General features: G+C 50.4%; 8 protein-coding genes. 3 read left to right on the top strand and 5 right to left on the bottom strand.

The window, feature by feature from the left end; translation table 11 throughout:
* Positions 1-148 precede the first annotated feature (148 nt).
* Genes JRI95_14700 through JRI95_14690 form a run of 3 tightly spaced genes read left to right on the top strand, consistent with a single transcriptional unit; the run spans position 149 to position 3,917 of the window.
* Complete coding sequence (locus tag JRI95_14700) at positions 149-2,575, top strand: hypothetical protein (GenBank protein MBW2062791.1); 2,427 nt, start codon at positions 149-151, stop codon at positions 2,573-2,575.
* Between the two features lie 9 nt (positions 2,576-2,584).
* Positions 2,585-3,484 (top strand): glycyl-radical enzyme activating protein, encoded by a 900-nt coding sequence (locus JRI95_14695; GenBank protein MBW2062790.1) that lies wholly within the window; start codon positions 2,585-2,587, stop codon positions 3,482-3,484.
* 46 nt (positions 3,485-3,530) lie between these two features.
* Complete coding sequence (locus JRI95_14690) at positions 3,531-3,917, top strand: hypothetical protein (protein MBW2062789.1); 387 nt, start codon at positions 3,531-3,533, stop codon at positions 3,915-3,917.
* 315 nt (positions 3,918-4,232) lie between these two features.
* Here JRI95_14690 and JRI95_14685 read toward each other — a convergent pair whose 3' ends face one another.
* The 5 genes from JRI95_14685 to JRI95_14665 all read right to left on the bottom strand — a co-directional run bounded on the left by JRI95_14685 (position 4,233) and on the right by JRI95_14665 (position 8,481).
* Entirely contained in the window at positions 4,233-5,414 is a 1,182-nt protein-coding gene (locus tag JRI95_14685) for an acyl-CoA dehydrogenase family protein (GenBank protein ID MBW2062788.1), read from the bottom strand.
* 43 nt (positions 5,415-5,457) lie between these two features.
* Positions 5,458-6,246 carry an enoyl-CoA hydratase/isomerase family protein gene (locus JRI95_14680; protein MBW2062787.1) on the bottom strand — a complete coding sequence of 263 codons (789 nt, stop codon included), beginning with the start codon at positions 6,244-6,246 and terminating at the stop codon, positions 5,458-5,460.
* Between the two features lie 61 nt (positions 6,247-6,307).
* Positions 6,308-6,544 (bottom strand): hypothetical protein, encoded by a 237-nt coding sequence (locus JRI95_14675; GenBank protein MBW2062786.1) that lies wholly within the window; start codon positions 6,542-6,544, stop codon positions 6,308-6,310.
* 87 nt (positions 6,545-6,631) lie between these two features.
* Positions 6,632-7,420, bottom strand: a complete 789-nt coding sequence (locus JRI95_14670) for a TIGR03084 family protein (protein ID MBW2062785.1) — start codon at positions 7,418-7,420, stop codon at positions 6,632-6,634.
* Between the two features lie 194 nt (positions 7,421-7,614).
* Positions 7,615-8,481, bottom strand: coding sequence for a 3-keto-5-aminohexanoate cleavage protein (locus JRI95_14665; protein MBW2062784.1), 867 nt, complete (start codon positions 8,479-8,481; stop codon positions 7,615-7,617).
* Between the last annotated feature and the right edge of the window lie 194 nt (positions 8,482-8,675).

Below are 8,675 nucleotides of genomic sequence, written 5' to 3'. Positions count from 1 at the left end.
CGGTGCCAGAGGGCCAGAAATAAGGAAATTGCGGTGCTTGCCGCATAATTCCAGTTTAGAATAGTAAATGAATTACTTACAGATCATGCGGTTCCATCGAATCGATTAATCCCTGCCTGTTGCGGGGACAGCAATCCAGGAGAATTTTATGATACCTAAACCAGAAGAAGTTTATGAGAACCATCCCACGGATCGATTTTTAAGACTCCGGCACTGTTTCCTTAATTTGAAACCGGTGCTTGAAATTGACAGCACCCGGTCTTACACAAGGGTTATGATGGAGACGGAAGGGGAGCCTATGGAGTTGCGCCGGGCCAAGGCATTTGCGGCTGTCTGCCGGGAAATGAGGGTGGTCATTGCACCGGATGAGTTGATTGTGGGAAATACCAGTGTCACCCGCGGCGGTTTCAAAGCGGAAGTTGAACATATCACGGGGTTTATGAATGTTTTAGACAGTCCCGCTCGCGGATGCGAGATTTCACCGGAAGACGAAAAGGAACTTCGGGACGAGATCATTCCCTATTGGAGAGGGAACGGCAATTGGGGAAAAACACCGGAAGGACAGTTGAAAACGGCACTCCGGAATTCGTTCTTCGGCCTTCCGGATCAGTGGCCTTATCCGGCAATTGAGCGAGCAGGCGGCGGCTATGGGGTCATCGATTATGGACATCAGGCAGTTGATTACATCGGCGTCGTAAAAAAGGGAATCCTGGGTTATCTGGAAGAGGCACGCGAACGTATGAATTCACTGGACATCACCGATCCGGAAGATCTGCAGAAAGCACCGTTTATCCAGGGGGTGATCATTGCACTGGAAGCTGCGGCAGAAGTGGGTACGCGATTTGCGGCCAAGGCAAGGGAAATGGCCAAAACAGAAAAAGACCCGCAGCGAAAAAACGATCTGAAAAAAATCGCGGAGGTCTGCGATCAGGTCCCGGCTCATCCCGCTCGAACCTTTCACCAGGCGCTTCAGGCTTGCTGGTTTGTGTTTATCCTGCAGACATGGGAAACGCCGGGAACCAGAGGGATTTCATTCTCGCGCCTGGATCGTGAGCTTCTGGAATACTATGATAACGACATCACAGCAGGGAGATTATCCAAAGCAGATGCTCAAGAGCTGATTGACTGTTTCCTGATGCAGATTCCTCAGATTTCCTGGCCCTACGACGACGGCCACAACTATGTAGCAGGAGATATAACCGTACCCCATTTGTCGGTAGGGGGACTGAAGGAAAATGGATCGGACGCGACGACACCTCTGAGTTATGCTTTCATCGAAGGAATGATGCACGTGCGCCTGGCTGAGCCAAACCTGAGCATTGCGATACATAGTAAAAGTCCGGATTTGCTGTTGATCAAGGCTGCCCAACTTGTATCACTGGGCGTCGGCAACCCGATGTTTCAAAATCAGGATGTGATTACGATGGGTATTCTAGCCAGGCCTCAACACGGGGAAAAAAGAGTTTCAATTGAGGAAGCCAGGGTCTGCTCGTACGTTGGTTGCCAGGAACCTTTTATTACCGGAAAAGACGGTGTGTCAGTGACAACACCGTATATTAATACAGCCCTGGCCGTAGAACTGGCCTTAAATAACGGCATCAGCCGGGTCACCGGTCAACAGGTGGGGCCTGAGCAGGAGGATTCCAAAACATTCGAAACCTATGAAGATTTTGAGGCGGCCGTAAAAAAGCAGCTGAAATGGTTGATAACCACCAATGTTGTTACCGCCAATCTCCGGCTGAAAGCACTGGGCGAATTACGACCCACCGTTTTTACTTCTGCTCTGCTGGGTTGTATTAAATCAGGCGTTGCCAGAGAGCGGGGCGGGTGCGATTACCACTGGGGACCTGCAGTTTTCGCCACCGGGCTTCCGGATCTGGCAGACTCTCTCAGTGCGGTCAAACGAGTGGTTTTTGAGGAAAAAAAATTCTCCATGGCAGAGGTTGTGGATGCAATTGCAGACGATTTTGAAGGGCACGACGAGATTTGGAGTGCTTTGTCGAAGGCCCCGAAATTCGGTGTCGGTGATGAAATGGCAGATGGTATGATGGCCTCGATAACTGATTTTTTCTGCCGTGAAACCCTGAAACAAAAAAATATTTTCGGCGGGCATCCCCTGCCGACGGTTCAAGCCCTGTACACTTTTGTAACCCTTGGTTTACTTGTCGGGGCCCTGCCTTCCGGTCGCAAGGCGCATCAAAGCCTGTCCACCGGCATTGGCCCCTGCAACAATGCGGTATTGGAAAGCCCCATTACGGTCTTCAACTCAGTTGGTAAAATCGACACGGCACTTCCCAGCGATGGCCAGTCACTGAACATCCGGTTGGATCCGTTCCTCTTCAAAGTGCCGGAAGAGGGTTGGAAAACGGTGGTGAATCTTGTTCGAAGCGCTGTAGATGAGAAACTTTTTCACGTCCAGTTCAACGTTTTGGATCAGGACACTTTGATTAAAGCTCAGAAAGAACCGGAAGAATATAAAGATCTGACGGTCCGTGTGGCCGGCTTCTGTGCCTATTTTGTCACGCTTCCAGAAATACTTCAGGACGAAATCATCAAAAGAGCAGCTATGGCTTAGAATTTCGACATGAACATGACTTCAGGTACCGTACTTAATATTCATAAAATGTCCCGCCAAGACGGCCCCGGGATTCGCACTCTGGTGCTGATGAAGGGGTGTCCGTTAAGCTGTTTGTGGTGCTCCACACCGGAGTCCCAATCTTCCCACCCGGAAGTTTTCATTGCCGAGTACAACTGCAGGAAGTGTGGAAAATGTGTTGAAGTCTGCCCGCTCGGCGTCAGAACCCTGGACGGAATCGATCGCCAACAGTGCGACAATTGCGGCCAATGTGTCGACGTTTGCCTTTACGGCGGACTTGAGATGAAAGGTTCTGAGATGACAGCGGATGAGCTTTTCAAGGAGATCGAAAAAGAAAGTGTCGGATATCGACGAAGCGGCGGCGGGGTAACCTTTGGTGGAGGAGAGCCTACGGTACAGGCCGATTTTGTAGCCGAGGTTTTATCCCGATGTCAAAGAGTCTTCTATCACACTGCCGTGGAAACCTGCGGGATGGCTAAATGGGAGAACCTGGAAAAGATTTTGAATCATGTCAATTTACTCTATTTTGACATCAAACACATGGATGAACAGATCCATCGAAAAATAACCGGTGGTTCCAACCGGGTGATTCTGGATAACGCCCAAAAAGCATCGGAGCGGGTTCCAATGATCGTCCGTATGCCGGTGATCCCCGGCCTGAACGATTCAGAGGAAAATATCAGGGCGACTTCCAGATTCGTTTCAAATCTGGGAGATAGGGTTCAGCGTTTGGAGTTGCTGCCCTATCACAATCTGGGTGAAGTGTCATACAAACGATTAGGTCGGGAGTATACGCTAAAAGGCCTCAAACCGCATACAGAAGAGTTTATGGATCAACTGCTGAAGATCGCTGAATCTAACAGGATAAAAGTTCGGATAGGCGGATAAAGTCAATGGTGTGGGCCGGTTCTGCACCTGGAAAGCCACGGGGTTAATGCTGGCTACACCTAAACGATTGCCCGTAACAGGGAGTGATACGCTTGGCTTTGCTGTGATGGCGGGAAAATCCGTTGATGATAATAGTATTCATGTACTTATAAGTAATTATGAAATTCCGACAAAGTTCCGAAATATGAAGAATCGACAGGGCCCTGGTTTTTATTACAGACAAAATATATCCTACCGTAATAATTTCGCTTATAACCTGATTGTCAAAAATTTACCCTGGGGCAAAGCTGAGTTCAGCGTAAAGCGTTATCGTCTTAGCGATACCGATGACTTTACACTAATAGAAGAATCAGCCCAAACGGGAGGAATGTTCATGTTAGAAAAACCATTACAGCCCCCGGCACTGGAACTTATAGTTCTTAAGCGAAGATAGTCAAGATACGACCAACACCGGAAGTTATCCGCAGGTAGCGGTGGCTTTAGGAAGCCATGTAGGTTGGGTAGAGCGAAGCGAAACCCAACATATTTATTCATGCTCGACCTCATTTTCAAAAATCAATTCTTGGCTTGCACCTCAATTTTGATCATAAATCCCTTTTTTACGTAACCGTGGAAATTTGAAATTTTCCAATCCTTGGGCGGTTCAAACAAATTATATTTAACCTGGACCATGTGCTCCCAATACCTTCGCTGGCTGTGCTTTAGAGTTTAGAATTCAATACGCCAGTGACTTTTACAGCCACGCCTATTATTCAAGCTCCCTGAAATCACTGGGCACGTGAATCCTGGGCCGATTTGCGTTTTTTATACCCAGGGCATCGTCGCCGATCAGGAGACGCATAATATTAGCCGTTCCCTCACCCACCTGATAGAGCTTGGCGTCCCGATAATATTTTTCAACCGGCAGCTCTAAAGAGTAACCCATGCCGCCGTGAACCTCCATGGCCATGCCGGAAACCTTAGCCGCGACCTCGCCGGCAAAATACTTGGCTATGGCGATTTCCCGCGTAAAGGGGCGATCCTGGTCATTGAGCCAGGCGCCCCGCCGAACCAGGAATCGGGCAGCTTCAATAAGAGAAACCATTTCAGCGATCGTACCTTTAACGAGTTGATACTCACTGATAGGTCGGCCAAACTGAATGCGGGTGTTGGCATATTCAACAGAGGCTTCGAGACAGGCCTGAGACAATCCCACAGCCCCGCTGCTTACACTGATCCGGCCCCGATCAAGGGCGGTCATGGCAACCTTGAATCCTGCACCCCATTCTCCCAGAAGGTTTTCTTTGGGGACTTTGACATTATCCAGGAAGATTTCGGCAATTGGCGATGATTTATCCCCCAATTTAGGGGTCTCACGCGTTTGCCAACCGGGTTGATCAGTTTCAACCACTAGAGCGCACAATCCTTTGTGCTTCAGCTTCTGGTCAAAGGTGGCATAAACAACAGCCGTTTCAGCCAGGTTACCATTGGAAATCCAGGTCTTGTTGCCGTTTAGAAGAAAACGATCCCCTTCATCCTTAATCCGTGTCTCAATAGACGCGATATCAGAGCCCACGTTCGGTTCAGAGAAACAGGTGCAGCCTATTTTACGGCCAAGAACCAGGTCATTTACATATTTTTCCCTGACCACGGCGCTTCCCCATTCCATAATTGTATAAGGCACCGTCATAGCCTGGAGATTAAAAAGTGCCCGCAGCCCTGAGTCAGCCCGGGAAATCTCTTCGCAGACAACAGCGTGGGCCAAAAAACCCATGTCCGTGCCTCCGTATCGAAGCGGAAACGCACAGCCAAAAAAACCAAGCTCTCCCATTTTCTCAACTAAATCTCGCTTGAATTCCTCTTCTTTTATGCGCGGTAAAATCTCTTGCTGCGAGAACCTGCGAGCTGTTTCCAGAATGGCTTTTTGGTCACTGTTCAAGTCAAAATTCATAATCAACACCTTTCTGTTTGGTTATTTGATGACATGGCCTGATTTATCTTCCCTTCCATTGCGGATCCCGTTTTTCTATAAAGGCGCGTACACCTTCCGCGATATCCTCGGTTTGAGCATTTATAGTGAGTTGGGATTTTAAGTATTCCAGAGCGTCTTCAACGCTCATGTCAGCCATCTGATAGAACGACCTTTTCCCAAGTCCCATGACTGCCGGGCTGAACGAAGCCAGCTTCTTTGCCATTTGGTCCACCCTGTCTTTGAATTCGGCTTTGGGAACGGCGTAATTGATCATGCCTATGCGTTCGGCTTCCGCAGCGGATATTCTATCGCCGGTCATGCAGAGTTCCAGGGCTTTTTTACGGCCCAGGTTACGGATCAATATCCCTGTGACCATGTATGGCCATAAGCCGCGTTTGATTTCGGGCGTACCGAATTGGGCGTCCTCGCTGGCAATAACTATGTCACTTGAAAGGCACAGGCCCATGCCGCCGGCCAGACAGTAACCCTCAATAGCGGCCAAAATAGGCTTTCTGCACTTGTTCATTTTAAGAAGCAGTTGAGCATAGTGGCCGCGTCCCTCGTGTACTTCCAGGAATGATTGCTGGCCCGAAAAACCGCCTCCGCCGAGATCGGCCCCAGAGCAGAAGTTACCTCCCGCGCCGATCAGAATTATTGCTGACACGTCCGGATCCTGGTCGGTCTGATCAAGGCCCTGGTTCAGGCCAACCGTAATACCAGCGCTAATCGCATTACGCCTTTCAGGCCGGTTGAGGGTTATGGTGGCGATACGATCCTTGACTTCATATAAGACTTCCTTAACCTCGGTCATGACTCTTCTCCTTTATTTCTTTATATACAAACGTAGTAAATATTTTTAACCATTAGATCGGTTAGTCTTCATCATCCTCATCTTCGTCGTCCGGGATAAACTTCTTTATAAAATCGGTGGTGAAATCACCCCGCTGAAAATCAGCGTCTTCCATAATTTGGCGGTAAAGGGGAATGCTAGTTTTAAACGGTTCGATCCTGAACTCTTCCAGGGCTCTCTTCATAACCCGAATCGCGCCTTCCCTGGTGGAATCAAAAGAGATGAGTTTGGCTATAAGTGAATCATAGTATATCGGCAGTTCATAACCCTGAGGGCGATCTCTCCCCTGTTGGCCACAAGTATCTTCTTAAACATGTGTATGCCTGTCTTGTATTTAAGCAGGGCCCTAGGCGCTCATTTTGGGGAACTTGCCTGGAGGCGGGCCTAGAGTCGGCGGACCGGCAAAGCACTGCGCCACGGACATCCACTTTTCAGCTGTTTCCCCAATGACAACCAGATCCGTATCCTGGTAGTGCCGCCGCTGGGTCACCACCAGACAGAACCCTTCAGCGCTGCCCCGGATAATATCCTCCGCGTCTTCCGGTCCCCAGGTCCACGACTCTCCGGATGGGCTATTCAGTTCAACCCGGACCGGGACCTTGGGGACTTCCATCTGAGGATTGGCGAAGCTCCACCCAAAGGTAATATTTCCAAGATGGGCAATATGATAAAGACGATCGGTGGCGAGACGGGTCCCGTTAACCACATCCACAACGTCCTGGCCGTGAGCCCATGTTTCCATGAGGCGCGCGGTGGCGAACGATACGGCGCTCATGGACGGGCCGTACCATGGCAGCCGGTCCTTCGGGGCCATCCGGGACATGGCCTGAAGGAGCGCGGTTCTCTCGTCGCGCCACCACTTCAGCAGTTCGGCGTATTCCATTTTATTTAAAACGTCCAGTTGGGCCCTGGCTTCAACCTTCCCGCTGAGCATTGCCTTGGCGTGTTCCTCAAAAGCATCCGGATCGGTGGCCGAGAGTTTTGCCGTACCGTCGAAGAAGGCGATATGGACAATCTGTTCTTTCACGGTCCAATCGGCATGGGTCTTTGTTTCCCAGCCGTCCCTGCCCAAGTCCGCGACTATCATATCCAGGGCGTCCTGTTCGTCTTTCAGGTCTTGAAGTATTTTCTGCATTTTTTTACCTCATTTCTCTGGGGCGATCGGTAAATGTCCACTAGGGACGTTACCTGCCCGCCCGATATAAAAACTTATGCTGGCGCAGGCAGGTCAGGATTTACGGGTTTTGCTGCCAATGAGAAAATAATCCCTGTCGTCATCAAAAGACCGCCTTCTCACAATGGCCGGGGGCTCCCGCCCTGGTGAACCCGTTAGTCCTTTATTCCCAGTATTTGCCGTGCTTCGGCCGCAGTAGCCGGTTCACGCCCAACTTCACGGGCAAGAGAGGATAAGGCTTTCACTAGATCGCCGTTATTTCTGCCTTTGTCGCCGTTGGGCAGGTAAAAGGTGTCTTCCACACCGGTGCGCACGTCGCCTCCCAGCTCCAAAGCTCCACGATGCAGGTCCCAGACTTCAGACCGGCCCACGGCAATCACCTGCCAGTGGGTGCCAGGCAGCATTTCTTCTATCAACAGAGGCAGCCAGGAAGCCTTGGCCGCCTGGCCGGACGCCACGCCCATGACCAGGGATATATGCGGGTCGCCGTCAAACATACCGGCCTTTTTATACAGCGCCACGCTTCTGACAATACCGGTATCAAAACATTCGAACTCAGGAATAACATTGTGAGCCTTCATGACATCCAGAAACTGCTGCACCTTGTCCACCGGGTTGTCAAAAATATGGGGCGGCCAGGCCCAGGTCCCGTCGCTTTTGAGCTTAAGGTAGTTAAGCGTTCCGGCGTTGCAGGCCGCGAGTTCAGGCTCGAGCGCCTCTAGACAGGCGGCCGGGCCGGATATATCAGGCCCTCCTATGCCGGTGCTCATATTGATAATCATATCCGGTGTCCGGTCCTTAATCGCGGCGATAATCGAACTGACGACACCCACATCCCAGGTGGGCAGATGCCCCATTCCCTCCCGCTGATCCCGGAAATGACAGTGCACGATGACCGCGCCTTCATTCCAGGCCTGCTCAGCGGCGTCAGCCATCTCCTCGGGTGTTACAGGAATATTGTGCATGGCCGGGCTGGTCAGAACTCCTGTCAGAGCACAGGTGATTACGGCTTTGTCACTCATCATGATCCTCCTTATATTTGATTTATTTTAACAGGTAATTATTTTTACGTCGGCGGTGACGTATGTATCTTGGCACGCCGCGGAAGCTTTTCCTTCTTGTTCCGTGTCATCACGAGAGCTTCAATTATTTTTTTTCGGGTGTCTTTTGGCAATATGATCTCGTCTATGACCTGAGCCGTCCACGTATGGCCCAC

The organism is Deltaproteobacteria bacterium, from assembly GCA_019308995.1.
Taxonomy (GTDB): Bacteria; Desulfobacterota; Desulfarculia; order Adiutricales; family JAFDHD01; genus JAFDHD01.
Note: the sequence above shows the minus strand (reverse complement) of the source record. Positions and strands in the feature narration are given on the sequence as shown.

Coding starts and splice junctions, on each gene's coding strand:
- JRI95_14690 (MBW2062789.1), top strand. CDS start 3,531: ATGCTGGCTACACCTAAACGATTGCCCGTAACAGGGAGTGATACGCTT.
- JRI95_14665 (MBW2062784.1), bottom strand. CDS start 8,481: ATGAGTGACAAAGCCGTAATCACCTGTGCTCTGACAGGAGTTCTGACC.
- JRI95_14685 (MBW2062788.1), bottom strand. CDS start 5,414: ATGAATTTTGACTTGAACAGTGACCAAAAAGCCATTCTGGAAACAGCT.
- JRI95_14695 (MBW2062790.1), top strand. CDS start 2,585: ATGAACATGACTTCAGGTACCGTACTTAATATTCATAAAATGTCCCGC.
- JRI95_14680 (MBW2062787.1), bottom strand. CDS start 6,246: ATGACCGAGGTTAAGGAAGTCTTATATGAAGTCAAGGATCGTATCGCC.
- JRI95_14700 (MBW2062791.1), top strand. CDS start 149: ATGATACCTAAACCAGAAGAAGTTTATGAGAACCATCCCACGGATCGA.
- JRI95_14670 (MBW2062785.1), bottom strand. CDS start 7,420: ATGCAGAAAATACTTCAAGACCTGAAAGACGAACAGGACGCCCTGGAT.